Origin of the sequence: Acidovorax sp. JMULE5 (assembly GCF_013376875.1) — a bacterium.
GTDB lineage: Bacteria > Pseudomonadota > Gammaproteobacteria > Burkholderiales > Burkholderiaceae_C > Acidovorax > Acidovorax facilis.
The window spans coordinates 2,262,841-2,289,672 of the sequence record NZ_CP035951.1 but is presented as its reverse complement, the minus strand read 5'-3'; the positions used below and the strand labels follow the sequence as shown (position 1 = coordinate 2,289,672).

The following is a 26,832-nucleotide window of genomic DNA, read 5'->3' as shown; positions in this document are numbered from 1 at the left end:
AGAAAAAATGCCCGTGGATCGGTGAATCCACGAGCATGGCATGCGAGCGTTACATGGCTGCGTCAGTTCACATCAGGCAAACACGCCTGCGGTGTCTTGCATGCGGGCGGACACTTCGCCCAGATGGTGCAGCGTGTCGCCAAAGGCCACTTCCAGCTGGGTGAGCTTCTTGAAATAGTGGCTCACGATGTACTCGTCCGTGACGCCGATGCCGCCATGCAGTTGCACGGCCTGCTGGCCCACGAAGCGCATGGACTGGCCCAGCTGCACCTTGGCGCGTGCGATGGCTCGGCGGCGTTCATCGGCGGGGGCGCCCAGCTTGAGGCTGGCGTAGTAGCTCATCGAGCGGGCCAGTTCCAGCTGCATCTTCATGTCGGCCACGCGATGGCGCAGCGCCTGGAAGCTGGCAATGAACACGCCAAACTGCTTGCGCTGGTTCATGTATTCGACGGTGATGGCCACGGTCTTGTCCATCACGCCGACCGCTTCAGCGCAGGCGGCGGCAATGCCGGTGTCCACCGCCAGTTCCAGCGCGGCCAGGCCATCGGTGGTGATGAGCGTGGCGGGGGCGTTGGTGAACTTCACCTCGGCGGCGCGGCTGCCATCTTGCGTGACGTAGCCTTGGGTGGTCACGCCAGTGGCGGTGCGCTCGACCAGGAAGAGGGCGATCTTGCCGTCCAGCTGTGCGGGCACGATGAACGCATCGGCCTTGTCGCCGGCAGCTACTACGCTTTTAGTAGCTGTCAGCGCATATCCATCTCGCGCTGGGGCCGCTTTTGCCTCGCAAACATCCAGGCGGTATCGCGCCTTGCGCTCCTGCTGGGCCAGTACCACCAGGGCTTCACCACTGGCCACGCGGGGCAGCCAGGCCGATTGCACGTTGGCCGGTGCGTAGTGCGACAGCACGCTGCTGGCCATGAAGGCCTGGGCGATGGGCTCCAGAACGATGCCACGGCCCAGTTCCTCGGCCACAACCATGGCGTCGATCGCGCCCTGGCCCATGCCGTCGTGGGCTTCGGGCACGGTGAGGGCCGTCAGGCCGAGCTCGGCCAGTTCGTTCCAGGCGGCGCGGTCAAAACCACCGGCGGCCACGGCGGCGCGGCGGCGCTCGAACGTGTAGCCCTTGTCCACCCACTTGCGCACGGCGTCGCGCAATTGTTCCTGGTCGTCAGAAAAATCGAAATCCATGTTCTTGTCTCCTTAGCCCAGAACCGTCTGCGCGACGATGTTGCGTTGAACTTCATTGCTGCCACCGTAGATGGTGGTTTTGCGCAGGTTGAAGTAGGTGGACGCCAGCGGCGCGTTGGCAGTGACGCCGCCGGGGAAGTTGCCCTGCCAGCCAGCTTCCATGGCCTCTTCGATGAAGGGCATGGCAAAGGGGCCTGCGGCCAGCATCATCAGCTCGGCGTAGCGCTGCTGGATCTCGCTGCCCTTGATCTTGAGCAGACCCGCGATGTCGAGCGAGTTCTTGCCCGATTTTTCGGCCGACAGCACGCGCAGCACCAGCATTTCCAGCGCCACGATGTCCACTTCCAGGAGCGCGATCTGGTCGCGGAAGCGCTGGTCATCCCATACACCTTCGGTCTTGGCGATGCGCTTCAAGCGCTCCAGTTCGCGCTTGCTGCGGTTCACGTCGGCGATGTTGGTGCGCTCGTGGCTGAGCAGGTGCTTGGCGTAGGTCCAGCCCTTGTTTTCTTCGCCGATCAAGTTCTCGGCAGGCACTTCGACGTTGTCGAAGAACACTTCGTTGACTTCGCACTCGCCATCGAGCAGCTTGATCGGACGTACCGTGACGCCCTTGGACTTCATGTCGAGCAGCAGGAAGGAGATGCCGGTCTGGGGCTTGCCCTCGGTGCTGGTGCGCACTAGGTTGAACATCCAGTCGCCATGCTGGCCCAGCGTGGTCCAGGTTTTTTGGCCGTTGACGATGTATTTGTCGCCCACGCGCTCGGCGCGGGTCTTGACGCTGGCCAGGTCCGAGCCCGAGCCGGGTTCGCTGTAGCCCTGGCTCCACCACACTTCGCCGCTGGCGATGCCGGGCAAAAAGCGCTTTTGTTGTTCGGCATTGCCAAAGGCCATGATCACCGGGGCCACCATCACCGGGCCAAACGGCACGATGCGGGGCGCGCCGGCGAGGGCGCATTCTTCTTCAAACAGGTGCTTTTGCACGGCCGTCCAGCCGGGGCCGCCAAACTCTGTGGGCCAGCCGAAGCCCAGCCAGCCTTTCTTGCCCAGGATCTTGGCCCAGCCCTGCAGATCGTCGCGGGTCAGGCGCAGGGCGTTGTGGACCTTGTGCGAAATTTCTTTCGGTAGATTAGCTTGAACCCAGGCGCGAATTTCTTCGCGGAACGCCTGTTCTTCGGGGGTGAATGCGAGATCCATCGGTTTGTCTCCAAGTGATCCGCATTTGTAGCACGGTCGTTCGTTTTAGTCCTGTCCGGGTGGCGACATCGGCGCGGAGTCTGGGGAAATGCCCAGTTCTGTACACAGCCGCTGCACCGTGCTGCGCAGGTTGGCCACCTCGGTCTCCAGTGCGTCCACCCGCGCTTGCAGTGCGGCAGACGTGCCGGTGCTGCCACCGCCGCCACTGCTGGGGGCTGACACACCGGCGCTGGTGTCTACAGGCCCACACATCAGATGCGCCCAACGCTGCTCGCGGGCACCCGGCGCGCGGAGCAACTGCACGACCAGCGGGCCGCCCTTTTCGGCGCTGCGCTCCTGCAGCTCGTCCAGAAAAGCTTCGACCGACGAAATGTCGGCAAAGCGGTACCAGCGCTCGGCGTTGATGCGCAGTTCACCCGCCGTCTGCGGGCCGCGCAGCATGAGCAGGCCCAGCAGCACGGCCGACTGCTCGGGCACGCCCACGCCGCGCTGAAAGTTGTGTTCCCAGCGTGTGGTGCGGTTGCCGCTGCTCTCAAACGCCAGCGTCAGCAGCTTGAGCGAATCCAGCGCTTCCTGCGCCTCGGCGTCACTCAGGTTCATCACCGGGTCGCGGCTGGTTTTCTGGTTGCAGCCGGTAACCAGGCCATTGAGCGACATGGGGTAGCTGTCGGGCACGGTGCGGGCCTTCTCCATCAGGGTGGCGAGCACGCGGGCTTCGTGGGGGGTGAGGGGGCGGGTGGCGGGATCGAAGGGCATGAGGAGGCTGTCGGGCTTGGGGTTGGCGCTGCGTTGTGCGACAGAGTATGCAGGCTAGGCGCCCAGCGCAAGCTGCACTGGCTGTGCAGCGAGCATGGGCAACGCCGCCTGCGTGCTATGTCGCACAACCCTTCGGGCCACCGCCTGGGGCCGCCATGCTGCGTTGCGGGTTCGTTGTGTGGCTGGGCCACACGGCCTCACCCGCGCCTTGCCTGGCACCCCCAGGCGGTGGCGCAGAGCCAACCCCATGCTCGACAGCCTCCTAGATAATCCGTGGCAATTTATGAAGAACATCGTCATTCTGATCTCTGGCGGCGGCTCCAACATGGCCACCATCGTGCGTACCGCACAACAGGAGCACTGGGAGCAGCGCTACGGCGCCCGCGTCGCGGCCGTCATCAGCAACAAGCCCGATGCCGCCGGGCTGGTGTTTGCGCGGGAGCAGGGCATCGCCGCCGAGGCGCTGGACCACAAGGCCTTTGCCAGCCGCGAAGCATTTGACACGGAACTGGCCGCCACCATTGACCGCCACCAGCCCGCCCTGGTAGTGCTGGCCGGGTTCATGCGCATCCTCACCCCGGGTTTTGTGGCGCACTACGCGGGGCGGCTTATCAATATCCACCCCTCGCTGCTCCCCGCTTTTACCGGGCTGCACACGCACCAGCGCGCCATCGATGCAGGCTGCAAGTTTGCGGGCGTGACGGTGCACCAGGTGACGGCCGAGCTGGATGTGGGCCCCATCCTGGACCAGGCCGTGGTGCCGGTGCTGCCGGGTGACACGGCCGAGACGCTGGCGGCCCGGGTGCTGACCCAGGAGCATGTGATCTACCCCCGGGCCGTGCGGGCGCTGATTCAGGCCTTGTAGTCCACAGGCTGATCGGTTTGGGAGCGTCCAGCTTTCGTCCCCCACAGGCCTTGGTGAGCTCAGGGGGTATATTGTTTGCTATAAAATTAGTAGCTACCTGCGCTTATACAGGAGCCGATAGAGCCTGTTTTTGTTCATATTTTCTGCTGCCGGATGGCTCCGAGATCCCGGCGCACGCAGCTCGTCAACTGACGGGCGAATCGCACTGCGTGGCCAGAAAACCTGCGGCTGGTGGCAAGCCAGCCCCTTCCTTTTGATCAGGCCATTGCGCTCAGGCTGCCGGTGCTGGCGGGCGAATTCCAGTCATTGGCCGCCATTGCGTACTGCTGGCGCGCAAAGTCGGCCAGCCGCGCCAGGTCGTTGCGTTGGCTGGTGTCCGATGTCGATGCCTGGCTGGGGGGCTGCTGGAGCTGGCTGGTCAACTGGTCGATGAAAGTCTTGGATTCGCTGGCGCTGATGCTGGCGTCGCCATCGGTGTCGATGGCGTTGAACAGCGCGGTGATCGCGTCCTGCTCCACGCTGCTGGTGCTGCCAGCCAGCCGTTCTGTCAGCGAGACCTCACCATCCTCGTTGGTGTCCAGGGCGTCGTAGGTGGTGGTGCTGTCGGCGGAAGCACTTGCACCACCTGGGCCTCCGGGTGGCGGTGGCATGCCGCCCATGGCCTGCATGCCGCCGCCTGCTTCACCCGCCGCGCCGGAAGGGCGGCCCGCGTCGAATTCGGCTTGGGTCAGGCTGCCGTCGCCGTCTGCATCCAGTTGGCTGAACACGTCGTCACTGCTGACGCCCGCTTGGCTCGCCGTGCCGCCCGACATCGCCTCCAGCAGGGCCTGCAGCTCGGTCTTGCTCACGGCGCCATCGCCGTCGCTGTCCACCTTGCCAAAGAGATCGTCGCCCGCCTGGCTGGTGGCGGTGTCGCTGTCGCCCCGCGACTGGGCAAAAGCCATGGTGGACGGTGGCGGGGGCAACACGCTTTGCATCGTCTTGCCCAGCTCGTCAGCGTTGAGGTTGCCGTCCCCATTGCTGTCGTACTGCTTGACCAGGTCTGCAGCACTGGTCTGGCTGCTGACGCGGGTTTTTTGGGTCACATCGTCCAGCAGGCCCTGCAGTTCTGTGTCACTCACGCCGCCGTTACCGTCGGCATCGATTTTGGACAGCAGCCGCTCCGGCGTGGGCGCCGGGCGTGATGCCCGCTGCACACTTGCACTGGACCAGGCACTGCTGACGCTACTGATGGTCGTCATCGTCGTTCCTTTCGCTCCAAGGGTGGGTCGGTGCCTGGTCCCCCAAAACGGAAGCCCTCAGCCATGGCCCGTAACCATTCTTGGTTGTGCGTGTCTCCGGGGTTTGTCTGCTTTGTACCAAGGTCGATACAAAGGGCGTCCACAAGGACCGAACAATGGCGGAAATGCCCGCCAGATCGTCGCCAGCGGTGGTTTGTAGCTGCCTAAACTTGGGTGTTCTTTTGCACGACAGAGCCCATGCAACACATCCTGGTGGTGGACGACGATGTGGAGATCACCACACTGCTCACCGAATACCTCGCCCGCTTTGGCCACGCCGCCCACGCGGCGTGTGATGCGGCGTCGATGCGCGCGCAGATGCTCGCGCACCCCATCGGCCTGGTGGTGCTGGATGTGATGCTGCCCGGCACCGACGGCATCACCCTCGCGCGGGAGCTGCGTGAACGCTCCCGGGTGCCGATCATCATGCTCACCGCCCGCGCAAACCCCTACGACTGCGTGCTGGGGCTGGAGATGGGGGCCGACGACTACATGGGCAAACCCTTCGAGCCGCGCGAGCTTGTGGCACGCATCCAGACCGTGCTGCGCCGCACGCGCGGCGAGAGCGCCCCGGCCCCCCAGGAGCCTGACGGGCTGGTGCGCTTTGATGGCTGGACCCTGCACAGTATCGAGCGGCACCTGGTATCCCCACAGGGTGTGGTGGTGCCGCTGTCCAACGCCGAATTTCGCCTGCTCTGCACCTTCTTGCGCATGCCGCGCCGCGTTTTCAGCCGCGACCAGCTCATGGAGCAGGCGCGAGGCCGGGCCATGGACGCATTCGAGCGCAGCATCGATCTGCTGGTCTCGCGCCTGCGCAGCAAGCTCTCGGACGACCCGCGCTCGCCCTCAATGATCCGCACTGTGCGGGGCGCTGGTTACGTGTTCAACGTGCAGTCGCTGCAGGGGCAGGTGGGATGGCCGCATTGATGGTTGCGCGCTGGCCTGCGGCGCTGCAGCGCTGGCTGCCTGACACCCTTTTTGGCCGGCTCGCTCTGCTGCTTATCGTGGCCGTCATCGTGAGCCATGTGCTGGCGCTGACTTTGATGTTTGAACTGCGCCCCGCGCACCCCGGGCATCCGCCTGGCCCGAAGCCCCCCGGGGTGGCAGCCGATGGGCACTCTCTGCGGTTGCCGCCGCCGGGGCCAGCGCAGGGCTTGTGGAATGCCCCGCCATCGCTGCAACTGGGGCTGCTGCTCGACATCAGCGTGCGGCTGGCGGCGCTGGTGGCCGTGGCCTGGTGGGCGGCACGCTGGCTGTCGCGCCCCATGCACCGGCTCGCCACGGCGGCGCAAGAGTTGGGCCGCGATATCGACCGGCCCCCGCTGCCCGAGGACGGCACGCTGGAATGCCGCGACGCCAGCCGTGTGTTCAACCAGATGCAGGCGCGCATCCGACAGCAATTGGCCGAGCGCGACCGGTTTGTGGCGGCGGTGTCGCATGACCTGCGCACGCCGCTGACCCGGCTGCGCCTGCGCACCGAATGCCTGGACGATAGCCACGCCCAGCAGCTGTTTCGCCGCGACATTGCAGAGATGGACGCCATGATCACCTCCACGCTGGACTACCTGCGCGGCGTGGCCGGCGCCGAGGCCTGGGTGCTGCTGGATGTGCAGGCCCTGGCGGACAGCATGGCCGACGACCAGCTCGCCATGGGCCATCGGGTCACGGTGGCGGGGCAGGCGGCCCCGCTGCGGGTGCAGGCCGTGGCGCTGCGGCGCTGTCTGGACAACCTGGTGGGCAACGCGATTCGCTACGGCGGCAGCGCCGAGGTCACGCTGCACGATGCGGTTGATGCGCTGACCATCGAGGTGCGCGACCATGGCCCCGGTTTGCCTGCCGAAGAGCTGGAGCGGGTCATGGAGCCGTTTTACCGCGTCGAGGCCTCGCGCAACCGCCAGAGTGGCGGGGCCGGGCTGGGGCTCACCATTGCCAGCGATATCGTGCGGCGGCACGGAGGGAGGCTGGCCTTGCGCAATGCTGCGGGTGGTGGTTTGGTGGCAGCAGCCATTTTTCCGCGCACTGCGGCGTGAGCCCACCGGGCTCAGCCCGCTGGGGTTTCATCCCCGCATTTCTCAAACCGTGGCCGCATCACACCGTCAACGAGCACCTGCTCTTCAAACATGGCGGCGGGTCGCACCCACAGCCCACGCTGGCCATAGAGCGCGCGGTACAGCGTCATGGGCTCCAGCGTTTCGCTGTGGCGCACGGTATCAATCACCTCGTAGAGCATGCCCTTGTAGTGGCGGTACAGGCCGGGCGGTGTGCGAATGAGTGCTGGCAGGTCGTCGTCAGTCATGGTGGTGGGTGTGGGGTCGTGAGTGGTTAGGATGGCGGTTGAAAACAACCCAAGAGTGAGGGAAGCCCGTGGATCAGGCAGATTTTGTGCATCTGGTGCGCATGAGCGAGCATGCCAGTGCTGACAACAGCCGCGCATACCGCCGCAGTGTGGCCGTGTTTGCGGCGCTGGGCTATGCCTGGGTGCTGGGGTGCCTGGGACTTGCCGCAGGCATTTTGCTGTGGGTGGTGCCGCAGATGTTGCAGGGGAAGTTTCGCTTTGCCATGGTGTGGCTGCTGCTGGGGGCTGCGGGCCTGCTGTGGGTCAGCCTGCGGGCGCTGTGGGTGCGTTTTGACGCGCCTGAGGGCGTGGAGATCACGGCGCTGGAGGCACCGGAGCTTTTTGAGGCGCTGGAGCGCATCCGCCGCAAGATCAAGGGCCCGCCCATCCACAAGGTCACGCTGAACGACGAGTTCAATGCGAGCATCCAGCAGCTGCCCAAGTACGGCCTGCTGGGTGGTGCCGTTAACCACCTGAGCATCGGGCTGCCTTTGCTGATGGCGTTGGACCGGCCGCGTTTTCTCGCCGTGCTGGCACACGAGTACGGCCACTTGCGCGGCGACCATGGCCGGTTTGCGGCCTGGATCTATCGCACACGCCTGTCGTGGATGCGCCTGAACCACAGTCTGGCCGACGACGAAGGCCCGGTGGCCGCGGCCACGCAGGCGTTCATGCGCTGGTACTTTCCGCGCTTTTCGGCCAAGACGTTTGCGCTGGCCCGCCAGGACGAATACGAGGCCGACCGCATTGCGGGCAAGCTGCTGGGCCGTGATGTGACCGCCGCCGCCCTGGCCGAGATCGAGATCCGGGGCGCAGCGTTGCAGGCAGAGTTCTGGGGCAACCACTGGTGCGGTGCCGCTGGCAATCCGCTGCCGGTGGGGCCATATCGCAGCATGCGCCGTTTCCTGGCCGAGGCCCCGGATGCCGCTTTTGCCAACGACGCACTGCGCCAAGCGCTCAAGCGCCTGAGCAGTGTGGACGACACCCACCCCGGCTTGCGGGACCGCATCGAAGCGCTGGATGCCACGCCCACACTGCCCGACTGGTCGCGTGGCAATGCCTTGACCCTGCTGGGCGATGAGGCCAAACGGTGGGTCAAACACTTCGACAAACAATGGTGCCGCGACAACGCTACGGAGTGGAAGCAGCACCACGCGTGGCTGGAACGTGTGCGCGCACGCGCCCAGGCGCTGCAGGCTTCCATCACTCAGAACAGTGCGGCCGAGCTGGTGGAGCTGGCCCGCCTCAAGCGCCATCTGGACCCCCGTGCCGATGTGCGTGCCTTGTATGAGCTGGCGCTGGAGCGCAGCCCCGAGTACGCGCCCGCCCTGTGTGGACTGGTGCCTTGCCTGCCCGAGGACGATCGCGACGGCAAGCTTCTGCTGCTGCACCGGGTGTGGGAAGCGGGCAGCAACGACCGCTACTGGGCCGCGCGCACCGCGCTGGCCGAGCTGGAAACTCCCCGCATGGGCATGGAGCATGATGCGGCGGCCTTCAAACAGTGGCGCAAGCGGCTGGAGCGCGCGCAGGAATCCGAAGAGCGCGCCTGGGAAGAGCTGTCGGGCACCTCCTTCTTCAGCCAGATCACGCGTCACGACCTGAGTCCCTTCGAACTGGCCGAGCTGCAATCGGAACTGGCCCGCTGTGCGCCCCTTGCCCGCTGCTGGCTAGTGCGCAAGAACCTGCGCGAACATCCGCAGCGCCGGGCGTACCTGATCTTTGTCGAGCTGCCGGGGATGGACGACGAAAGCCGTTACCACCTGTGCCGCGCCCTGGAGCGCAATCTGAGCCTTCCCGGCCCCGCGCTGGCGCTGTGGGCGGGTGAATCGCCCACGCTCAAGGAAATCCAGCGCTATGCGTTCGATCCGATCTATACCCGTTGATTGCCAACTTTTTGCTAGTCCCTTTCTCCTTTCTCGTCTGCACGGTGAATTGCCCACGATGGTGGGGACTGGCGCAGGCCTAGCCCAGTGCCACCGTGGAACTGGCTTCGCCAGGCCGCCGGTGGCGTCCCCCTGCGGGGGATGACGCGAAGCGGCTCAGGGGGTGGACAATACGGGCATGCATCCCAAAGTTCTTCTCGACGCCTGTGCCGAATTGGTCAGGCTCACCCTCACGTTTGAACACCCCGCCGATGCGGTGGTGTCACGATTCTTCCGCGACAACCGGGGCCTGGGCCCCCGCGAGCGGGCCACCCTGGCCGAAACGGTCTACACCGTGCTGCGCAAGAAGCTCCTGTTCGACCACATGGCGCCCTCGGGCTCGGGACCCAAGGAGCGCCGTCTGGCCATCCTGGGGTTTTACGGCCCGCGCGACTTCCTCAAGAGCGCACTGACTGACCAGGAAAAGAACTGGCTGGACCAGTGCGATGCGGTCACGGTCGATGACCTGATGGAGCGCCACCGTCACAACCTGCCCGAATGGCTGGTGAAGCCCCTCAAGGACCAGCTGGGCGACGGCTTCTGGCCGCTGGTGGAAAGCCTGGCGCAGAGCGCCCCGCTGGATTTGCGCGTCAATGCCCTCAAAGACAAGCGTGCCGACGTACAAAAGGAGCTCGCCAAGGCCGGTATCAAGGCCAGCTCCACGCCGTATTCGCCCTGGGGCCTGCGCATTGACGACAAGCCTGCGCTGACCAAGCTGGATGCGTTCACGCGCGGTGCCATCGAGGTGCAGGATGAAGGCTCGCAGTTGCTGGCCCTGCTGCTTGACGCCAAGCGCGGCGAGATGGTGGTGGATTTTTGCGCAGGTGCAGGTGGAAAGACCCTGGCCATCGGCGCGGGCATGCGCAGCACCGGGCGCCTGTATGCGTTTGATGTCTCGGCGCACCGTCTGGATGCTCTGAAACCGCGCCTGGCCCGCAGCGGCCTGTCGAACGTGCACCCCGCCGCCATTGCCCACGAGCGCGATGACCGCGTCAAGCGGCTGGCGGGCAAGATTGACCGCGTGCTGGTCGATGCTCCGTGCTCAGGCCTGGGGACTCTGCGGCGGAACCCGGACCTCAAATGGCGCCAGTCGCCCAAAGCCATCGAAGAGCTGGTGGCCAAACAGACCGCCATTCTGGACAGCGCAGCGCGCCTGCTCAAGCCCGGCGGCCGTCTGGTGTATGCCACCTGCAGCATCCTGCCGCAGGAAAACGAGGCCATCGCAGAGGCATTCAGCGCATCGCACCCGGACTTTGAACTGCTCGACGCGGGCGAACTGCTGGAGCAGCTCAAGGTGGAGGGGGCCAAGGCTCTGTGCAGCGGTGGTGAGTCGGGCAGTGGTTATTTGCGCCTGTGGCCCCATGTGCACCAAACGGATGGGTTCTTTGCCGCAATCTGGTCCAAAAAGGCCTGACTTGGCCCTCTAAAGGCGCTAAATCAGCGTAAATACCATGGATACCCCCGAACCTATTTCGTGGGGACCACTCTAAAATCAGATACCCGGTCCGTTGGCGAACGGGTTCTCTGTAGAAGTAAGGCTTTCTGAATATGCTGTTACCCGATTGGGCTGTACTGAGCGCTGCCATTGACTGGCTGGGCCATGGGTTGTGGAACCTGGCCTGGTGGCAGATCATTCTGTACACCCTGGCGACGACCCACATCACCATTGCGGCGGTCACGATTTTCCTGCACCGCGCGCAGGCGCACCGCGCGCTGGACTTGCACGCCATCCCTTCGCACTTTTTCCGCTTCTGGCTGTGGATCGGTACGGGCATGGTCACCAAGGAATGGGTCGCTATCCACCGCAAACACCACGCCAAGTGCGAAACCGTGGACGACCCCCACAGCCCCCAAACCCGGGGGCTGGACACCGTGATGTGGCGTGGCGCCGAGCTGTACCGCGCCGAGTCCAAGAACCAGGAGACGATGAAGAAGTTCGGCCACGGCACGCCCGATGACTGGATGGAGCGCAACGTCTACACCCGTTACGGCTGGCAGGGTGTGGGCCTCATGCTGATCCTGAACCTTGCACTGTTCGGCGCTCTGGGCGCCGCAGTGTGGGCGGTGCAGATGCTCTGGATTCCGTTCTGGGCGGCGGGTGTGGTAAACGGTGTGGGCCACTACTGGGGCTACCGCAACTTTGAGGCGCAGGATGCCAGCACCAACCTCTCGCCCTGGGGCATCATCATTGGCGGCGAAGAGCTGCATAACAACCACCACACCTATCCCACGTCGGCCAAGTTCTCGGTCAAGCCGTATGAGTTCGACATCGGCTGGGTCTACATCACCATGATGAAGAAGATTGGCTGGGCCACGGTCAAGAAGGTGCCGCCCAAGCTCCAGTTGGGTGACGTCAAGCCTGTAGCCGATGAAAAGACGCTGGAGGCCCTGATTGCCAACCGCTATGAGGTGATGGCTGGCTATGCACGTGGCGTGCGCCAGGCCTGCAAGGACGAAATCGCAGCGCTCAAGGCACGCAATGCCGATGCCTCGGTGCTCCAGGCCGCCAAGCGCTGGCTGCACCGCGATGCCGAGAAGGTGCCGGCCATCGCATTGCCGCAACTGGCCCAGGCCCGTGCCGCGCACCCCGCGCTCGACAAGATGGTCACCATGCGCGAAGAGCTGCGCCAGCTGTGGCTCAACACCTCGCAATCGCGCGAGCAGCTCACCGCGGACCTGCAAGCCTGGTGCCGCCGCGCGGAAGAAAGCGGTATAGCCGCCCTGCGTGAGTTCTCGCTACGGCTGCGTGCGGCGCAGGCCTGAAGCGGGCCGCGCATTGTCCAAGGCCTTGCCATCTGGCAAGGCCTTTTTCTTTGGTGCAGCGGTTACCGCATTGCGGGCACCTTGCCAAAAGCGCGGTTCTTTGTGGTTTTGTCCCGGCCTGCAAAGGCTGAGCGCAGCAGGTGCCGTACTTGGTGCCAAAGTCCCGGCCTGGGAGTGCCTTCGATCACCTGGATCTCAGAGCGGCAGTGCAGGGCGTTGCCCACCTGCACCCAGGCGGCCTTGGTGTTCCAGCCCTCGGGCAGATGTTCGCCCGCCCCAAGCCGCATTTGCGGCAGAGTGTGCAACGCGTGCCCGAAGTCTCGTGGAGCAAAGCGAAGTGACACCTCTCCCTGAGTGGTGTGCAGTGCGCTGCCGGGCGGCAGGCACAGCCACAGGCTCTGGCCGGGTGTGAGGCCCAAGGTGACTGCGGCCGATGGGGTGGTGGGCGGGATGGTGGTTGGATTGCGCTGTGGCATGGTGCGGGGCTCCTGAAGGAAGGGCTGCTGTGAGGCTGTAGCGTAAAAAAAGCAGCGTTGCCCCGGCAGGTACACGGCGGTGCAGGAACGGGTAGAACAGCGCAGATTAATGGCGTGCTGTTATGGTCCGATCTGTGCGTTCCTGTATCTGTACCCGCAGAGAGGGCTCGGGCACGATGCGCCTCTAGGCTTCTGAGCCTGCGCCACGGCTCGGCAGCAGTACCCCTTACCCGCCATGTCACATTCCTCCGATTCGCGGGATGCCCCGCTCTACCGCCAACTCGCAGCTTTGTACGAACAGGCCATAGCCGCTGGCAGCCTGACGCCTGGCATGCGCATGCCGTCGGTGCGGGAGCTGTGCCAGCGGCACCAAGTGAGCCTGACCACCGCGCTGCAAGTGTTGCGGCATCTCGAATCCCTGGGCTGCGTGGAGGCGCGCGAGCGGGTGGGCTACTTTGTGCGGGAGCCGGGCGATGTGGCGTTGCCCCGGGCGCGCGAGCCCGAGTTGCACGAGCCGCTGGCCCACGACCCGCGGGTGTTTGCGGGCATCAACGAGCGCATTTCCGGTTTTCTCGAAAAGGCCCGCCGCGCAGGCCCGCTGCCGCTGGACTTGGGCAGCGCCATGCCCGCGCCAAGCCTGTTTGATGCGGCAGCGCTCAACCGCCTGGCCCACGGCCTGTTGCGCGAGCAACCCGACGTCCTGGTGTACGGCCCGTCCGCGCCCACCACCCACCCCGAATTCCAGCAGGCCATGGCCCGGCATGCGCTCACCTTCGGCGTGTGTGTCGCGCCGGCCGATATTGGCGCAACGCTCGGCAACTCCGAAGCCGTGAACCTTGCGCTGGATGCAGTGGCCGAGCCGGGGGATGTGATTGCCGTGGAATCGCCCACCTTCTTTGGCATCCTGCAGGCCATCGAGGTGCGCGGGCTGCGCGCGCTGGAGATCCCCTGCAGCCCGCACACCGGCATGTCGCTCGAAGCCCTGGAGCTGGCTGCGCGCAACGAACCACGGCTCAAGGGTGTCGTGGTGGTCCCCCACCTGCAGATGCCGCAGGGCAGCGTGATGCCCGATGCGCACAAGGAGCGACTGGTGGCTCTGTGCGTGGAGCATGGCTTAGCCCTCATCGAGGACGACATCTACCGGGAGTTCGTGGAGTCGCCGCACGTGCTGCGGCCCGCCAAGGCCTGGGACCGGCAGGGCGATGCCGGGCAGGTGATCTATTGCGCATCGCTCAGCAAGAGCTTTGCTCCCGGCTTGCGCCAGGGCTGGATGAGCGCGGGGCGCTGGCAGGCCCGTGTGCAGATGATCAAGTTCGCTCGCACGCGCAACATGCAGACCTGGTCGCAGCTGCTGGCGGCGCGCAGTGTGGACTCTCCGGCCTACGAGCGCCACATGCGCCGCATGCGGGCGCAGCTGCGCATCCAGCGAGAACAGGCGGCGAGGGCCGTGGCGCGCTACTTTCCCATGGGCACACGACTGAGCCTGCCGCCGGGTGGCCTGAGCCTGTGGCTGGAGCTGCCGGTCGGCATCTCTTCCACGCGCCTGTACGACGAGGCGCTGCAAAACGGTATCCGTGTGGCCCCGGGCCCCATGTTCTCCAACACCGGGCGGTATGAGCACTTCTTGCGGCTGAGCTGTGGGATGCCGTTCACGGCCGAAGTGGAGGCGGGCTACCGCACGCTGGGCGCCTTGCTGGCTGCACAGATGGCCGAGTTGCCCGTGCCGCGCAAGGTTGCTTGAGCAAAGAGTCTGGGTGAAAGGTCTGCGCAGCAGGCATAAAAAAACCGCCCTGGACGGGCGGTTTTTTTGAGGGAACGGGCCGAATTACTTCAGCTTCATTTCCTTGTATTCCACATGCTTGCGAGCTTTTGGATCAAATTTCATGATCAGCATTTTCTCGGGCATGGTCTTCTTGTTCTTGGTCGTGGTGTAGAAGTGGCCGGTACCCGCAGTGGATTCCAGCTTGATCTTGTCGCGTCCGCCTTTGCTTGCCATGGTGCTTCTCCTTAAGCCTGACCACGTGCGCGCAGGTCTGCGAGCACCGAGTCGATACCGTTCTTGTCGATCAAACGCAGGGCAGCGCTCGAAACGCGCAGGCGAACCCAGCGATTTTCGGTCTCGACCCAGAAACGGCGGTATTGCAGGTTCGGCAGGAACCGGCGCTTGGTTTTGTTGTTGGCGTGGGAAACGTTGTTCCCGACCATGGGCTTCTTGCCCGTTACGTCGCAGACGCGTGCCATGAGGACACTCCGATACTTTTTAACGGCCGTTCGCTGGGCCCTGGGCTTGTGTGCCCAGGTTGGCTTGCGGCCTCACCTCGCCAGAAAGGGTGGCGGTAACCCGATTGATTTGCCTGTTTCGGAGGACCGCAAAAACGGGCCGAATTCAGCAAAGCCGCAGATTATAGCCTGCTGCCCAGTTTTTAATCAAGACTCTTGTTCCAGGAAGCGCTGGGCGTCCAGTGCCGCCATGCAGCCCGTGCCCGCGCTGGTGATCGCTTGGCGGTACACATGGTCCTGCACATCGCCTGCGGCAAACACGCCGGGCACGCTGGTCTGGGTGGCAAAACCCTTGAGGCCGCCCTGGGTGATGATGTAGCCGTTCTCCATCTCCAGCTGGCCTTGGAATATTTCGGTGTTGGGCGCATGGCCGATGGCGATGAAGCAGCCCTGCAGCTTGATGTCTTCCGTGCTTCCGTCCTTGGTGCTCTTGATGCGGATGCCCGTCACGCCCGTGTTGTCGCCCAGCACTTCGTCGAGCGTGTGAAATAGCTTGAGCTCGATCTTGCCGGCCGCGACCTTTTCGTTGAGCTTGTCCACCAGGATGGGCTCGGCCTTGAACTTGTCGCGTCGGTGCACCAGGGTGACCTTGCGGGCGATGTTCGACAGGTACAGCGCTTCTTCTACCGCCGTATTGCCGCCACCGACCACGCAGACGTCCTGCTCGCGGTAGAAGAAGCCGTCGCAGGTGGCGCAGCCCGACACGCCTTTGCCCATGAAGGCCTCTTCCGAAGGCAGGCCCAGGTACTTGGCCGATGCGCCAGTGGCCAGGATCAGCGCATCGCAGGTGTAGGTGCCGCTGTCGCCGGTGAGGGTGAAGGGGCGCTGGCTGAAATCGACCTTGTTGATGTGGTCAAAGATGATCTGGGTCTTGAAGCGCTCGGCGTGCTCCAGAAAGCGCTGCATCAGCTCCGGCCCCTGCACGCCATGCACGTCGGCCGGCCAGTTGTCCACCTCGGTCGTGGTCATCAGCTGGCCACCCTGGGCCATGCCGGTGATGAGCACCGGGTTCAGGTTGGCGCGGGCGGCATAAACCGCTGCGGTGTAGCCCGCAGGGCCAGAGCCAAGGATCAGAACTTTCGCGTGTTGGGTGGTGGACATGGTAAAAGCCTGTGTTTTGCGCCTGCTAGATGCGGCGCTGTTGGGGAAGCTGGGGGTTGAACTGGCAAGTATCAACCGTGCACCGCTCACGCGAGCGGTCCCTTTTTCAATCACGGCGATTGTAAGAACCCATTGATACCCCTTGCACAACCCGTGCGGCTCCGGTTGGGTCGCTCTAGAGAGGAGTTTTCATGTCGACGATGTTGTCCAACCTGGACCTGCTGCGCCGGGTGCCCTTGTTCTCGCTGCTCACGGTGGCCCAGGCCGAGGTGATCAGTGGTGCGGTGATCAAGCGCCGCTTCAAGCGTGGCGAGGCGCTGGTGGAGCAAGGGCAAAAATCCAACGCCCTGTTCATCCTGCTCACGGGGCGCGCCCGCGTGATGACATCGGACAGCCGGGGGCGTGAGGTGATTTTGGCCACCCTCGCGCAGGGCGACTACCTCGGCGAGATGAGCATCATCGACAACGAACCCCACTCGGCCACGGTGCGTGCCGAGGTGCAGACCGATGTGCTCATGCTCGGGCGCGCAGAGTTCGCGCGTTGCCTCACAGAGAACGCCTCCATGTCGCTGGTGGTGATGCGGGGGCTGGTCAAGCGCCTGCGCCATGCCGACCGCAAGATTGAGTCACTGGCGTTGCTGGATGTGTATGGGCGTGTGGCCCATGCCCTGCTGGACTTTGCGGTGCCCGACGCTCAGGGCCAGTTGGTGATCAAAGAAAAAATCTCCCGGCAGGACCTGGCCAAGATGGTGGGCGCCTCCCGCGAGATGGTCAGCCGCGTGATGAAAGACCTGGAGGAGCGTGGCTTCATCGAGGCATTGCCCAGCGGCGCCACGCTGCTTAAGGACCGATTGAACGCACTGGGTTGAACGCCGGGGCGGCTGAAGCCCAAGCGCCAATCCCTTGCGGTGCATGGGGTAAGCTCGCCCGGCACGCTTATGACCTATTCCCTTAATACCCTGAATGCATCGGCTGCGGCGAAGTCGCCGCCGCGTACGGGCGCTGCCCGTTTTGGCCATGAAATTGGCCTGATGGTGGGGCTGCTGGCCCTGATTTTCTGGTTGCTGGCCCTGCTGAGCTATTCCGCGCAGGATGCCGCATGGTCCACCTCGGGCGCCCGGGGTGGGCGTTTGGTCGCCAACTGGGCGGGCCGGTTTGGCGCGTGGCTGGCTGATGGCAGCTACTTCGCACTGGGTTTTTCAGTCTGGTGGTGTGTGGCGGCCGGTGTGCGGGCCTGGTTGTCGTCGCTCGCGCGGTGGATGCGTGGCGGCGAATCGGCCCCGGGCGCGGTAAGCCCGATGCGCAGGCGGGCCATGTTCTGGGTGGGGCTGGTGGTGCTGATGTGTGCAAGCACTGCGCTGGAGTGGTCGCGCCTGTACCGGTTTGAAGCGTTCCTGCCGGGGCATGCTGGTGGCGTGCTGGGCTACATCACGGGGCCTGCCAGTGTGAAGTGGCTGGGTTTTACGGGCTCGGGCTTGCTGGCCATCGTGCTGGCGGTGCTGGGTGCGGCGCTGGTGTTCCGTTTCTCCTGGGGCCACGTCGCGGAATTTGTGGGAGGGCGCATCGACGCATTGGTGCAGTCGCGCCTGGCCAAGCGCGAAGTGGCCAAGGATGTGGCTGTGGGTCGCAAGGCCGCGCGCGAGCGTGAAGTGGTGGTGCTGGAGGAGCGCACCGAGAGCGAGGTGCACCACCCCCAACCGATCCAGATCATCGAACCCGTGCTGGTAGACGTGCCGCAAAGCGCGCGTGTGGTGAAGGAGCGCCAGAAGCCGCTGTTCACCGAGATGCCCGACAGCAAGCTGCCACTGGTGGACTTGCTCGATGGCCCGCTGCAGCGCCAGGAAACCGTGGCGCCCGAGACGCTGGAGATGACCAGCCGCCTTATCGAGAAAAAACTCAAGGACTTTGGCGTGGAAGTGCGTGTGGTCGCGGCCATGCCCGGCCCGGTGATCACGCGCTACGAAATCGAGCCCGCCACCGGCGTGAAGGGCTCGCAGATTGTGGGCTTGGCCAAGGACCTGGCGCGCTCGCTCAGTCTGGTGTCCATCCGCGTGGTGGAAACCATCCCCGGCAAGAACTTCATGGCGCTGGAGCTGCCCAACGCCAAGCGCCAGTCCATCCGTCTGTCCGAAATCCTGGGCTCGCAGGTCTACCACGAGGCCAAGAGCATGCTCACCATGGGCCTGGGCAAGGACATCGTGGGCAACCCGGTGGTGGCAGACCTTGCCAAGATGCCGCACGTGCTGGTGGCGGGTACCACGGGCTCAGGCAAGTCGGTGGGGATCAACGCGATGATCCTGTCGCTGCTGTACAAGGCCGAGGCGCGCGATGTGCGCCTGCTGATGATCGACCCCAAGATGCTGGAAATGTCGGTGTACGAAGGCATCCCGCACCTGCTGGCCCCGGTGGTCACCGACATGAAACAGGCCGCCCACGGCCTGAACTGGTGCGTGGCCGAGATGGAGCGGCGCTACAAGCTCATGTCCAAGCTGGGCGTGCGCAACCTCGCGGGCTACAACGTCAAGATCGATGAAGCCAAGGCGCGCGAAGAGTTTATCTACAACCCCTTCAGCCTGACGCCCGAAGAGCCCGAACCGCTGCAGCGCCTGCCGCACATCGTGGTCATCATCGACGAGCTGGCCGACCTGATGATGGTGGTGGGCAAGAAGATCGAAGAGCTGATCGCCCGCCTCGCGCAAAAGGCGCGAGCTGCTGGCATCCACCTGATCTTGGCCACCCAGCGCCCCAGCGTGGACGTGATCACGGGCCTGATCAAGGCCAACATTCCCACCCGCATCGCGTTCTCGGTGGGCTCCAAGATCGACAGCCGCACCATCCTCGACCAGATGGGCGCTGAGGCCCTGCTGGGCATGGGCGACATGCTCTACATGGCCAGCGGCACGGGCCTGCCAATCCGCGTGCATGGCGCCTTCGTGTCGGACGAGGAAGTACACCGTGTCGTCAGTTACCTCAAGCAACAAGGGGAGCCGGACTACATAGAAGGCGTGCTCGAAGGCGGAACTGTGGATGGCGAGGGTGATCTTTCAGGGGAGGGCGGCGGTGACGGGGGTGAAAAGGACCCCATGTACGACCAGGCCGTCGAAGTGGTGCTCAAGGACCGCAAGGCCAGCATCTCGTACGTGCAGCGCAAGCTGCGCATTGGCTACAACCGCTCGGCGCGGCTGCTGGAAGACATGGAAAAGGCGGGCCTTGTGAGTGGCCTGACCACCAGCGGCCAGCGCGAAGTGCTGGTTCCCGCGCGCAGCGAATGACAAGGGCAGGGCGATGGGCCCAGTCCGTGCCCCACAGGAGTTCCTTTTGAAAAAGACCGTTACTGCAATTTTGATAGCTGCCGGCGCAACGCTGGCCAGCGCTGATGGTTTGAAAAGCCTTGAATCGTTCATGAAGGGCGCACAAACGGGCAAGGCGGATTTCACGCAGACCGTGACTTCGCCCCCCAAGGACGGCCAGACCGCGCGCACCAAGACATCAAGCGGCAGTTTTGAATTCCAGCGCCCCGGGCGTTTCAAGTTCGTCTACAAGAAACCCTTCGAGCAGACCATCGTGGCCGATGGCCAGACCCTGTGGCTGTACGACGTGGACCTGAACCAGGTCACCCAGCGCTCGCAGTCACAGGCGCTGGGCAGCACGCCCGCCGCGCTGCTCGCATCGGCCCCCGACCTGTCGGCGCTCAAGGCCGAGTTCACGCTCGAAGCAGCGCCTGAGCAGGATGGCCTGCAGTGGGTGCTGGCCAGCCCCAAGACCAAGGATGGTCAGCTCAAGAGCGTGCGCGTGGGTTTTGCGGGTGAGCAACTGGCGGCCCTCGACATTCTGGACAGCTTTGGCCAGCGCTCCCTGATTCGTTTCAATGGCATGCAGGCCAACGCAGCGCTGCCCGCCAGCACCTTCCAGTTCAAGCCGCCCGCTGGAGCGGATGTGGTGAAACAGTAAGTTGCTGCGAAAAAGATAGCTGCAAGCGCTTATAAGATAAGCGCTAGAGGCCAATTTGGCTTAAAAACCAGCGTGATGTAGACAGGATACGAACATGGCAGCACGCAGTGCCTCCGCAGCACCTTCCCAGGCCCACCCCTCGGCCCACCAGCCCCTGGCCGAGCGCCTGCGGCCCCGCACGCTGGGCGAGGTGATCGGGCAGCAGCACGTGCTGGGCCCGGGCATGCCGCTGCGGCTCGCGTTCGAATCGGGCCGCCCGCACAGCTGCATCCTCTGGGGCCCGCCGGGTGTGGGCAAGACGACCATCGCACGCCTGATGGCCGATGCTTTTGACGCGCAGTTCATCAGCATCAGTGCCGTGCTGGGCGGGGTCAAGGACATCCGCGAAGCGGTCGAACGTGCCGAGGCCGCGCGTGATGGTCTGATGCAGCAGCGCACGATCGTCTTCGTGGATGAAGTGCACCGCTTCAACAAGAGCCAGCAAGATGCCTTCTTGCCGCATGTGGAGAGCGGGTTGTTTACCTTCATTGGTGCGACCACCGAAAACCCGTCGTTCGAGGTGAACTCGGCGCTGCTATCCCGCGCCGCCGTGTACGTGCTGCAGCCGCTGTCCGAACAGGATTTGAAGCAAATAGTGGCTCTGGCGCAGGCGGAGAAAGCGCTACCAGCTATCGAAGATGTAGCAATCGACCGCCTGGTGGCCTATGCCGATGGCGATGCCCGCAGATTGCTCAACACACTCGAAACCCTGGCCATGGCGGCCACGCAGGAGAAGCTGTCCGAGATCACCGACGCCTGGCTGCTCAAGGTGCTGGGCGAGCGCATGCGCCGCTATGACAAGGGCGGCGAGCAGTTCTACGACACCATCAGCGCGTTGCACAAGTCGGTGCGCGGCTCCGACCCCGACGCTGCGCTGTACTGGCTGGTGCGCATGCTCGACGGCGGTGCCGACCCGCGCTACATGGCGCGCCGCCTGGTGCGCATGGCCAGCGAGGACATCGGCCTGGCCGACCCGCGTGCGCTGCGCCTGGCGCTGGACGCTACCGAGGTGTACGAGCGCCTGGGCAGCCCCGAGGGTGAGCTGGCCCTGGCCGAATGTGTGGTGTACCTGGCCGTGGCGCCCAAGTCCAACGCGGTCTACAAGGCCTACAACGCAGCCCGCGCCTGGGTGAAGCAGGACGGCACCCGCCCCGTGCCCATGCACCTGCGCAACGCACCAACACAGCTCATGAAACAGCTCGACTACGGCAAGGGCTACCGCTACGCGCACGACGAAGAGGGCGGCTTTGCCGCAGGCGAAAACTACCTGCCCGAGGGCATGCCGGAGCCCGGTTTTTACGCGCCGGTGGAGCGCGGGCTCGAAATCAAGATTGCACAGAAGTTGCGTGAGCTGCGTGCGCGCAATGTTTCAGCCGATCTGGAGGACGGGTCGGACGAAAAGTCCTGAACCTCTGCCCGTGGGAGGCGCACCCCGCGTCATGCTGATTTGGCATGAAGCTGGTAATAAGTTTGCACATCAATTTTCCTGCTTGCATCATGTGAGCTTATGGATTGCGTTGCACGCTGATGTGGCGCCAACCCGAGGGAAAACCCCGCCCGGCTTGGTGGGGGCCGCTTGTGACTACTCGCTACAATCCCGTCCACAAACCCGCACAGCTGCACTTCTGGCGGGTTTTTTGCTAGATGGCAGTCGGGCCCACAAGGCTGTACCGATTCCGGTGCCAAAGCGGTGGGTACGTTACAAACGAAGGACTTCTCTTATGGACATTTTGCTGCAACAGATCATCAACGGTCTGGTACTCGGCAGCATGTACGCCTTGATAGCCTTGGGCTACACGATGGTGTACGGCATTATTCAGCTGATCAATTTCGCCCACGGCGAAGTGCTCATGATCGGGGCTCTGACCAGTTGGAGCTGTATAGGAATGATGCAGGCTGCAATGCCTGGCGCCCCGGGCTGGCTCATCCTGCTGCTGGCCACCCTCATTGCCTGCGTGGTTGCCGCAACGCTCAATTTTGTGATCGAGAAGGTGGCCTATCGCCCTCTGCGCAACAGTCCTCGTCTCGCCCCCCTGATCACCGCCATCGGCATGTCGATCCTGCTGCAGACGCTGGCCATGATCATCTGGAAGCCCAACTACAAGCCCTATCCCACGATGTTGCCCAGCGCGCCGTTCGAGGTGGGTGGCGCTTACATCACCCCCACGCAGATCCTGATCCTGGGCGTGACCGCTGTTGCCCTGGCCTCGCTGGTGTACCTGGTGAACCACACCAACCTGGGCCGCGCGATGCGCGCCACGGCTGAGAACCCCCGCGTTGCTTCCCTGATGGGCGTCAAGCCCGACATGGTGATTTCCGCCACCTTCATCATCGGCGCCATTCTGGCCGCTGTGGCCGGCATCATGTATGCCTCCAACTACGGCACGGCGCAGCACACCATGGGCTTCCTGCCGGGCCTCAAGGCCTTCACGGCGGCGGTGTTCGGCGGCATTGGCAACCTGGCCGGTGCAGTGGTGGGCGGCATTTTGCTGGGTCTCATTGAAGCCATCGGCTCGGGCTACATCGGCACGCTCACGGGCGGTCTGCTTGGCAGCCACTACACCGACATCTTTGCGTTCATCGTGCTCATCATCATCCTGACGCTGCGTCCTTCGGGCCTGCTGGGTGAGCGTGTGGCCGATCGCGCCTGAGGAGCCTCACACCATGAAGAACACCAAAACCAACTGGATCCTCGGCGCTGTAGCGCTGCTGGTGCTGCCGCTGATCCTGCAATCCTTCGGCAATGCCTGGGTGCGTATCGCCGACCTGGCGCTGCTGTATGTGCTGCTGGCCCTGGGCCTGAACATCGTGGTGGGCTACGCCGGCCTGCTGGACCTGGGCTACGTGGCGTTCTACGCCGTGGGCGCCTACCTGTTTGCCTTGATGGCCTCGCCGCACCTTGCGGACAACTTTGCGGCGTTTGCCGCCATGTTCCCCAACGGCTTGCACACCTCGCTGTGGCTGGTGATACCGGTGGCGGCGTTACTAGCGGCGTTCTTCGGAGCGCTTCTGGGGGCGCCCACGCTCAAGTTGCGCGGGGACTACCTGGCCATCGTGACCTTGGGCTTCGGCGAAATCATCCGTATCTTCCTGAACAACCTGGACCACCCCGTCAACCTGACCAACGGCCCCAAGGGCCTGGGCCAGATCGACTCGGTCAAGATTTTTGGCCTGGACCTGGGCAAGCGCCTGGAGGTGTTCGGCTTTGATATCAGCTCCGTCACGCTGTACTACTACCTGTTCCTGGTTCTGGTGGTGGTCTCCATCGTTATTTGCTATCGCCTGCAGGACTCACGCATCGGCCGCGCCTGGATGGCCATCCGTGAAGACGAAATCGCCGCCAAGGCGATGGGCATCAACACCCGCAACATGAAGCTGCTGGCCTTCGGCATGGGCGCTTCGTTTGGCGGCGTGTCGGGTGCGATGTTCGGTGCGTTCCAGGGCTTTGTATCGCCCGAGTCGTTCAGCCTGATGGAGTCGGTCATGATCGTCGCCATGGTGGTGCTGGGCGGTATCGGCCACATTCCCGGCGTGATCCTGGGTGCCGTGCTGCTGTCGGCCCTGCCCGAAGTGCTGCGCTATGTGGCAGGCCCGCTGCAGGCCATGACGGACGGCCGTCTGGACTCGGCCATCCTGCGCCAGCTGCTGATCGCACTGGCCATGATCATCATCATGCTGATGCGTCCCCGTGGTCTGTGGCCAGCGCCCGACCATGGCAAGAGCCTCACGCAGAAGACCTGAACACCGCAGAAAGTTAGAACATGGCAGAGAACATTCAGAAATCAGCCAGCGACGTGGTGCTGCGGGTTGCAGGTATTTCCAAGCGTTTTGGCGGCCTGCAAGCCCTCTCCGACGTGGGCATCACCATCGAGCGTGGCCAGGTCTATGGCCTGATCGGTCCCAACGGCGCGGGCAAGACCACGTTCTTCAACGTGATCACGGGCCTGTACACCCCCGACAGCGGCACCTTTGAGCTGGCAGGCAAGCCTTACGAGCCCACCGCTGTGCATGAAGTGGCCAAGGCAGGTATCGCCCGCACCTTCCAGAACATCCGCCTGTTTGCAGAAATGACGGCGCTGGAAAACGTGATGGTGGGCCGCCACATCCGCACCAAGTCCGGCCTGCTGGGCGCGGTGCTGCGCACCAAAGGCTTCAAGGAAGAAGAGCTGGCCATTGCCAAGCGCGCGCAGGAACTGCTCGACTACGTGGGCATCGGCAAGTTCGCCGACTACAAGGCGCGTACCCTCTCCTACGGCGACCAACGCCGCCTGGAGATCGCCCGGGCCCTGGCCACCGATCCGCAACTGATTGCGCTGGACGAGCCCGCAGCCGGCATGAACGCCACCGAAAAGGTGCTGCTGCGCGAACTGATCGACCGCATCCGCAACGACAACCGCACCATCTTGCTCATCGAGCACGACGTGAAGCTGGTGATGGGCCTGTGCGACCGCGTGACGGTGCTCGACTACGGCAAGCAGATCGCCGAAGGTACGCCTGCCACCGTGCAGAAGAACGAAAAAGTGATTGAGGCCTATCTGGGCACCGGAGGACATTGAGAATGGCCGAAAAATCCAACAAGGTACTGCTGCAGGTCAAGGGCCTGAAAGTGGCCTACGGCGGTATCCAGGCCGTGAAGGGCGTGGACTTTGAAGTGCGCGAGGGGGAATTGGTTTCGCTGATTGGCTCCAACGGCGCTGGCAAGACCACCACCATGAAGGCCATCACCGGCACCCTGGGCATGAACGATGGCGACATCCATTACCTGGGTGAAAGCATCAAGGGCAAGGGCGCCTGGGATCTGGTGAAGAAGGGCCTTGTGATGGTGCCGGAAGGCCGGGGCGTGTTCGCCCGCATGACCATTACCGAGAACCTGCAGATGGGCGCCTACACGCGCCGCGACAAGGCAGGCATCCTGGCCGACATCGAAAAGATGTTCACCATCTTCCCGCGCCTGCGCGAGCGCAAGGACCAGCTCGCTGGCACCATGTCGGGCGGCGAGCAGCAGATGCTGGCCATGGGCCGTGCGCTGATGAGCCAGCCCAAGGTGCTGCTGCTGGACGAGCCCTCCATGGGTCTGTCGCCCATCATGGTGGACAAGATCTTTGAAGTGGTGCGCGATGTGTACGCCCTGGGCGTCACCATTTTGCTGGTGGAGCAGAACGCGAGCCGGGCGCTGGCGATTGCCGACCGTGGCTACGTGATGGAGTCCGGCCTGATCACCATGGCCGGCCCCGGCCAGGAACTCCTGAACGATCCCAAGGTGCGCGCCGCCTACCTGGGCGAATAAGGCAACACCCATGCCCGGCCCGCCCTGCGTGGGGCAGGCGCATGGTGCGTCGCACAAGGCACTGCCACACGGCGGTGCCTTTTTTTTGGCGCAGGCGTTGGCGTTTGCATGAACTGATTGCTATATTTTTTATAGCTTACGGCGGATGTGTATCCAGCGCCAGATGCCAATTTTGTTCATAATTTGCACCCACCCCGCCACCACCTGTCGCCGCATGTCGATGTCCGCTCTGCAATCCTTGCCCGTATCACTCCAGACCGTGTTGCTGCTCATTGCCAGCAACGTTTTCATGACCTTTGCCTGGTACGGGCACCTCAAGAACCTGGCCACGTCACCCTGGTACACCGCAGCGCTGGTGAGTTGGGGCATTGCATTGTTCGAGTACCTGCTGCAGGTGCCTGCCAACCGGATCGGGTTTACCCAGTTCAACGTGGGGCAGCTCAAGATCATGCAGGAGGTGATCACGCTGGCGGTGTTTGTGCCGTTCGCGGTGTTCTACATGGGCCAGCCCCTGAAGTGGGACTATCTCTGGGCAGGCCTGTGCCTGGTGGGGGCTGTGTATTTCATTTTCCGCAGTGCCTGATGAATGGTGCGTGTTGCCCGGTATACGCGCCGGGCGCCCGTGGCTGCGGGTGAGGGCGGCCGGTTAAACTCGCCTGTCATTTAAAAGTCATGGTTTTGTCATGACTTTGTCTCATTTTCAAAAAATCGATACCGATCCAGGAGCCTCCATGCTGTTTGCCAAGCTGTTGCCACGCGAAGGCAATTTTTTCGAAATGTTCAACCAGCATGCAGACCGCATCGTCGAGGCGGCCCGGGCTTTCTCGCAACTGGTGGCCAACTACAGCGACCCGCACCTGCGCGACAAGTACAACCAGGATGTGGACAACGCCGAGCGTGCTGCTGACCGCGTGACGCACGAGGTGAACAAGGCCATCCACAAGACCTTCATCACCCCTATCGACCGCGAGCAGATCCACACGCTGATCAACACCATGGACGATGTGGCCGACCTGATCCAGGACTCTGCCGAGACCATGGCGCTGTACGACGTGCGCCACATGACGGAAGAGATCACCCGCCTGACCGACCTGAGCCTCAAGTGCTGCGAACGCCTGCGTGATGCCGTCAAGTTGCTCGACAAGATCGCCGATCCGGCCGTGGCTGAAGCCGCGCTCAAGACCTGCGAAGAGATCGACAAGCTCGAATCCGACGCCGACCGCGTGATGCGCAGCGCCATGAGCAAGCTCTTCCGTGAAGAGCCCGATGTGCGCGAGGTGATCAAGCTCAAGGCCATCTACGAGCTGCTGGAAACCATCACCGACAAGTGTGAGGACGTGGCCAATTGCATCGAGGGCATCGTCCTCGAAAACTCCTGATCCGGCAGGCTGACCA

General features: G+C 63.8%; 27 protein-coding genes. 17 read left to right on the top strand and 10 right to left on the bottom strand.

What is annotated here, in order from left to right:
- Nucleotides 1-72: 72 nt before the first annotated feature.
- The 3 genes from EXV95_RS10270 to EXV95_RS10260 are packed head-to-tail and all read right to left on the bottom strand — an operon-like array spanning nucleotide 73 to nucleotide 3,138.
- A complete protein-coding gene (locus EXV95_RS10270) occupies nucleotides 73-1,188 on the bottom strand; it encodes an acyl-CoA dehydrogenase family protein (RefSeq protein WP_176886738.1) in 1,116 nt (371 codons plus the stop codon).
- Nucleotides 1,189-1,200: 12 nt separating this feature from the next.
- Entirely contained in the window at nucleotides 1,201-2,382 is a 1,182-nt protein-coding gene (locus EXV95_RS10265) for an acyl-CoA dehydrogenase family protein (protein ID WP_176886737.1), read from the bottom strand.
- A gap of 45 nt (nucleotides 2,383-2,427) precedes the next feature.
- Nucleotides 2,428-3,138, bottom strand: coding sequence for a YceH family protein (locus tag EXV95_RS10260; protein ID WP_176886736.1), 711 nt, complete (start codon nucleotides 3,136-3,138; stop codon nucleotides 2,428-2,430).
- A gap of 283 nt (nucleotides 3,139-3,421) precedes the next feature.
- Between EXV95_RS10260 and purN the strand changes: the two genes are divergently transcribed.
- Nucleotides 3,422-4,003 carry a phosphoribosylglycinamide formyltransferase gene (purN, locus tag EXV95_RS10255; RefSeq protein WP_121420864.1) on the top strand — a complete coding sequence of 194 codons (582 nt, stop codon included), beginning with the start codon at nucleotides 3,422-3,424 and terminating at the stop codon, nucleotides 4,001-4,003.
- A gap of 257 nt (nucleotides 4,004-4,260) precedes the next feature.
- Here purN and xopAW read toward each other — a convergent pair whose 3' ends face one another.
- Entirely contained in the window at nucleotides 4,261-5,244 is a 984-nt protein-coding gene (gene xopAW / locus EXV95_RS10250) for an EF-hand domain-containing protein (protein ID WP_176886735.1), read from the bottom strand.
- A 237-nt stretch (nucleotides 5,245-5,481) separates the two neighbouring features.
- On the opposite strand from xopAW, the gene EXV95_RS10245 reads away from it, so the two are divergent.
- Both EXV95_RS10245 and EXV95_RS10240 read left to right on the top strand, forming a co-directional pair.
- Nucleotides 5,482-6,210 carry a response regulator gene (locus tag EXV95_RS10245; RefSeq protein WP_121420862.1) on the top strand — a complete coding sequence of 243 codons (729 nt, stop codon included), beginning with the start codon at nucleotides 5,482-5,484 and terminating at the stop codon, nucleotides 6,208-6,210.
- Nucleotides 6,198-7,313 (top strand): ATP-binding protein, encoded by a 1,116-nt coding sequence (locus EXV95_RS10240; protein WP_176886734.1) that lies wholly within the window; start codon nucleotides 6,198-6,200, stop codon nucleotides 7,311-7,313. The genes EXV95_RS10245 and EXV95_RS10240 overlap by 13 nt, the downstream gene beginning before the upstream one ends.
- 11 nt (nucleotides 7,314-7,324) lie before the next feature.
- Here the strand turns inward: EXV95_RS10240 and EXV95_RS10235 are convergent, their stop codons facing one another.
- A complete protein-coding gene (locus EXV95_RS10235; protein ID WP_121420860.1) occupies nucleotides 7,325-7,579 on the bottom strand; it encodes a DUF1653 domain-containing protein in 255 nt (84 codons plus the stop codon).
- 68 nt (nucleotides 7,580-7,647) lie between these two features.
- Here EXV95_RS10235 and EXV95_RS10230 point away from each other — a divergent pair, with 68 nt between their 5' ends.
- From EXV95_RS10230 to EXV95_RS10220, 3 genes are all read left to right on the top strand, one after another.
- Nucleotides 7,648-9,501: a M48 family metallopeptidase gene (locus EXV95_RS10230; protein WP_176886733.1), complete on the top strand. Its 1,854-nt coding sequence runs from the start codon at nucleotides 7,648-7,650 to the stop codon at nucleotides 9,499-9,501.
- Nucleotides 9,502-9,679: 178 nt separating this feature from the next.
- Complete coding sequence (locus EXV95_RS10225; RefSeq protein WP_176886732.1) at nucleotides 9,680-10,954, top strand: RsmB/NOP family class I SAM-dependent RNA methyltransferase; 1,275 nt, start codon at nucleotides 9,680-9,682, stop codon at nucleotides 10,952-10,954.
- Nucleotides 10,955-11,088: 134 nt separating this feature from the next.
- Complete coding sequence (locus EXV95_RS10220) at nucleotides 11,089-12,303, top strand: fatty acid desaturase (protein WP_176886731.1); 1,215 nt, start codon at nucleotides 11,089-11,091, stop codon at nucleotides 12,301-12,303.
- A 62-nt stretch (nucleotides 12,304-12,365) separates the two neighbouring features.
- Here the strand turns inward: EXV95_RS10220 and EXV95_RS10215 are convergent, their stop codons facing one another.
- A complete protein-coding gene (locus EXV95_RS10215; RefSeq protein ID WP_176886730.1) occupies nucleotides 12,366-12,779 on the bottom strand; it encodes a hypothetical protein in 414 nt (137 codons plus the stop codon).
- A 235-nt stretch (nucleotides 12,780-13,014) separates the two neighbouring features.
- On the opposite strand from EXV95_RS10215, the gene EXV95_RS10210 reads away from it, so the two are divergent.
- A complete protein-coding gene (locus tag EXV95_RS10210) occupies nucleotides 13,015-14,520 on the top strand; it encodes a PLP-dependent aminotransferase family protein (RefSeq protein WP_121505665.1) in 1,506 nt (501 codons plus the stop codon).
- An 84-nt stretch (nucleotides 14,521-14,604) separates the two neighbouring features.
- Here EXV95_RS10210 and rpmG read toward each other — a convergent pair whose 3' ends face one another.
- The 3 genes from rpmG to trxB all read right to left on the bottom strand — a co-directional run bounded on the left by rpmG (nucleotide 14,605) and on the right by trxB (nucleotide 16,160).
- A complete protein-coding gene (gene rpmG, locus EXV95_RS10205) occupies nucleotides 14,605-14,775 on the bottom strand; it encodes a 50S ribosomal protein L33 (RefSeq protein WP_008904999.1) in 171 nt (56 codons plus the stop codon).
- An 11-nt stretch (nucleotides 14,776-14,786) separates the two neighbouring features.
- Entirely contained in the window at nucleotides 14,787-15,020 is a 234-nt protein-coding gene (rpmB, locus tag EXV95_RS10200) for a 50S ribosomal protein L28 (protein WP_007859763.1), read from the bottom strand.
- Nucleotides 15,021-15,206: 186 nt separating this feature from the next.
- Nucleotides 15,207-16,160, bottom strand: coding sequence for a thioredoxin-disulfide reductase (gene trxB / locus EXV95_RS10195; RefSeq protein ID WP_055403077.1), 954 nt, complete (start codon nucleotides 16,158-16,160; stop codon nucleotides 15,207-15,209).
- 191 nt (nucleotides 16,161-16,351) lie between these two features.
- Between trxB and EXV95_RS10190 the strand changes: the two genes are divergently transcribed.
- The 8 genes from EXV95_RS10190 to EXV95_RS10155 all read left to right on the top strand — a co-directional run bounded on the left by EXV95_RS10190 (nucleotide 16,352) and on the right by EXV95_RS10155 (nucleotide 25,437).
- Complete coding sequence (locus EXV95_RS10190) at nucleotides 16,352-17,029, top strand: Crp/Fnr family transcriptional regulator (protein WP_176886729.1); 678 nt, start codon at nucleotides 16,352-16,354, stop codon at nucleotides 17,027-17,029.
- Nucleotides 17,030-17,098: 69 nt separating this feature from the next.
- Complete coding sequence (locus EXV95_RS10185; RefSeq protein WP_176886728.1) at nucleotides 17,099-19,432, top strand: DNA translocase FtsK; 2,334 nt, start codon at nucleotides 17,099-17,101, stop codon at nucleotides 19,430-19,432.
- 46 nt (nucleotides 19,433-19,478) lie between these two features.
- Nucleotides 19,479-20,111 (top strand): outer membrane lipoprotein chaperone LolA, encoded by a 633-nt coding sequence (lolA, locus tag EXV95_RS10180; RefSeq protein WP_176886727.1) that lies wholly within the window; start codon nucleotides 19,479-19,481, stop codon nucleotides 20,109-20,111.
- Nucleotides 20,112-20,205: 94 nt separating this feature from the next.
- Entirely contained in the window at nucleotides 20,206-21,558 is a 1,353-nt protein-coding gene (locus EXV95_RS10175) for a replication-associated recombination protein A (RefSeq protein ID WP_176886726.1), read from the top strand.
- Between the two features lie 313 nt (nucleotides 21,559-21,871).
- A complete protein-coding gene (locus EXV95_RS10170) occupies nucleotides 21,872-22,801 on the top strand; it encodes a branched-chain amino acid ABC transporter permease (RefSeq protein WP_055403068.1) in 930 nt (309 codons plus the stop codon).
- 13 nt (nucleotides 22,802-22,814) lie between these two features.
- Entirely contained in the window at nucleotides 22,815-23,891 is a 1,077-nt protein-coding gene (locus EXV95_RS10165; RefSeq protein ID WP_121422823.1) for an ABC transporter ATP-binding protein, read from the top strand.
- 20 nt (nucleotides 23,892-23,911) lie between these two features.
- Nucleotides 23,912-24,706 (top strand): ABC transporter ATP-binding protein, encoded by a 795-nt coding sequence (locus EXV95_RS10160; protein WP_055403064.1) that lies wholly within the window; start codon nucleotides 23,912-23,914, stop codon nucleotides 24,704-24,706.
- 2 nt (nucleotides 24,707-24,708) lie between these two features.
- Nucleotides 24,709-25,437 carry an ABC transporter ATP-binding protein gene (locus tag EXV95_RS10155; protein WP_055403062.1) on the top strand — a complete coding sequence of 243 codons (729 nt, stop codon included), beginning with the start codon at nucleotides 24,709-24,711 and terminating at the stop codon, nucleotides 25,435-25,437.
- A 129-nt stretch (nucleotides 25,438-25,566) separates the two neighbouring features.
- Here the strand turns inward: EXV95_RS10155 and EXV95_RS10150 are convergent, their stop codons facing one another.
- Nucleotides 25,567-25,728, bottom strand: a complete 162-nt coding sequence (locus EXV95_RS10150) for a hypothetical protein (protein WP_176885329.1) — start codon at nucleotides 25,726-25,728, stop codon at nucleotides 25,567-25,569.
- Between EXV95_RS10150 and EXV95_RS10145 the strand changes: the two genes are divergently transcribed.
- Together EXV95_RS10145 and EXV95_RS10140 are read left to right on the top strand one after the other, a co-directional pair.
- The gene (locus EXV95_RS10145) at nucleotides 25,658-26,020 is read left to right on the top strand and encodes a DMT family protein (RefSeq protein ID WP_055403097.1); all 363 of its coding nucleotides are present in this window, start codon (nucleotides 25,658-25,660) and stop codon (nucleotides 26,018-26,020) included. The genes EXV95_RS10150 and EXV95_RS10145 overlap by 71 nt on opposite strands.
- A gap of 148 nt (nucleotides 26,021-26,168) precedes the next feature.
- Nucleotides 26,169-26,816 (top strand): DUF47 domain-containing protein, encoded by a 648-nt coding sequence (locus EXV95_RS10140; protein WP_055403060.1) that lies wholly within the window; start codon nucleotides 26,169-26,171, stop codon nucleotides 26,814-26,816.
- Nucleotides 26,817-26,832: the final 16 nt, after the last annotated feature.

What these genes read in the sequence shown, in the direction of transcription:
- EXV95_RS10235 (WP_121420860.1), bottom strand. Translation starts at nt 7,579, where the DNA reads ATGACTGACGACGACCTGCCAGCACTCATTCGCACACCGCCCGGCCTG.
- EXV95_RS10270 (WP_176886738.1), bottom strand. Translation starts at nt 1,188, where the DNA reads ATGGATTTCGATTTTTCTGACGACCAGGAACAATTGCGCGACGCCGTG.
- EXV95_RS10140 (WP_055403060.1), top strand. Translation starts at nt 26,169, where the DNA reads ATGCTGTTTGCCAAGCTGTTGCCACGCGAAGGCAATTTTTTCGAAATG.
- EXV95_RS10150 (WP_176885329.1), bottom strand. Translation starts at nt 25,728, where the DNA reads ATGAAAACGTTGCTGGCAATGAGCAGCAACACGGTCTGGAGTGATACG.
- EXV95_RS10215 (WP_176886730.1), bottom strand. Translation starts at nt 12,779, where the DNA reads ATGCCACAGCGCAATCCAACCACCATCCCGCCCACCACCCCATCGGCC.
- EXV95_RS10245 (WP_121420862.1), top strand. Translation starts at nt 5,482, where the DNA reads ATGCAACACATCCTGGTGGTGGACGACGATGTGGAGATCACCACACTG.
- EXV95_RS10220 (WP_176886731.1), top strand. Translation starts at nt 11,089, where the DNA reads ATGCTGTTACCCGATTGGGCTGTACTGAGCGCTGCCATTGACTGGCTG.
- EXV95_RS10160 (WP_055403064.1), top strand. Translation starts at nt 23,912, where the DNA reads ATGGCAGAGAACATTCAGAAATCAGCCAGCGACGTGGTGCTGCGGGTT.
- EXV95_RS10170 (WP_055403068.1), top strand. Translation starts at nt 21,872, where the DNA reads ATGGACATTTTGCTGCAACAGATCATCAACGGTCTGGTACTCGGCAGC.
- xopAW (WP_176886735.1), bottom strand. Translation starts at nt 5,244, where the DNA reads ATGACGACCATCAGTAGCGTCAGCAGTGCCTGGTCCAGTGCAAGTGTG.
- EXV95_RS10190 (WP_176886729.1), top strand. Translation starts at nt 16,352, where the DNA reads ATGTCGACGATGTTGTCCAACCTGGACCTGCTGCGCCGGGTGCCCTTG.
- EXV95_RS10260 (WP_176886736.1), bottom strand. Translation starts at nt 3,138, where the DNA reads ATGCCCTTCGATCCCGCCACCCGCCCCCTCACCCCCCACGAAGCCCGC.
- rpmB (WP_007859763.1), bottom strand. Translation starts at nt 15,020, where the DNA reads ATGGCACGCGTCTGCGACGTAACGGGCAAGAAGCCCATGGTCGGGAAC.
- EXV95_RS10165 (WP_121422823.1), top strand. Translation starts at nt 22,815, where the DNA reads ATGAAGAACACCAAAACCAACTGGATCCTCGGCGCTGTAGCGCTGCTG.
- purN (WP_121420864.1), top strand. Translation starts at nt 3,422, where the DNA reads ATGAAGAACATCGTCATTCTGATCTCTGGCGGCGGCTCCAACATGGCC.
- EXV95_RS10145 (WP_055403097.1), top strand. Translation starts at nt 25,658, where the DNA reads ATGTCCGCTCTGCAATCCTTGCCCGTATCACTCCAGACCGTGTTGCTG.
- EXV95_RS10265 (WP_176886737.1), bottom strand. Translation starts at nt 2,382, where the DNA reads ATGGATCTCGCATTCACCCCCGAAGAACAGGCGTTCCGCGAAGAAATT.
- EXV95_RS10175 (WP_176886726.1), top strand. Translation starts at nt 20,206, where the DNA reads ATGGCAGCACGCAGTGCCTCCGCAGCACCTTCCCAGGCCCACCCCTCG.
- EXV95_RS10185 (WP_176886728.1), top strand. Translation starts at nt 17,099, where the DNA reads ATGACCTATTCCCTTAATACCCTGAATGCATCGGCTGCGGCGAAGTCG.
- EXV95_RS10155 (WP_055403062.1), top strand. Translation starts at nt 24,709, where the DNA reads ATGGCCGAAAAATCCAACAAGGTACTGCTGCAGGTCAAGGGCCTGAAA.
- EXV95_RS10225 (WP_176886732.1), top strand. Translation starts at nt 9,680, where the DNA reads ATGCATCCCAAAGTTCTTCTCGACGCCTGTGCCGAATTGGTCAGGCTC.
- EXV95_RS10240 (WP_176886734.1), top strand. Translation starts at nt 6,198, where the DNA reads ATGGCCGCATTGATGGTTGCGCGCTGGCCTGCGGCGCTGCAGCGCTGG.
- EXV95_RS10210 (WP_121505665.1), top strand. Translation starts at nt 13,015, where the DNA reads ATGTCACATTCCTCCGATTCGCGGGATGCCCCGCTCTACCGCCAACTC.
- trxB (WP_055403077.1), bottom strand. Translation starts at nt 16,160, where the DNA reads ATGTCCACCACCCAACACGCGAAAGTTCTGATCCTTGGCTCTGGCCCT.
- rpmG (WP_008904999.1), bottom strand. Translation starts at nt 14,775, where the DNA reads ATGGCAAGCAAAGGCGGACGCGACAAGATCAAGCTGGAATCCACTGCG.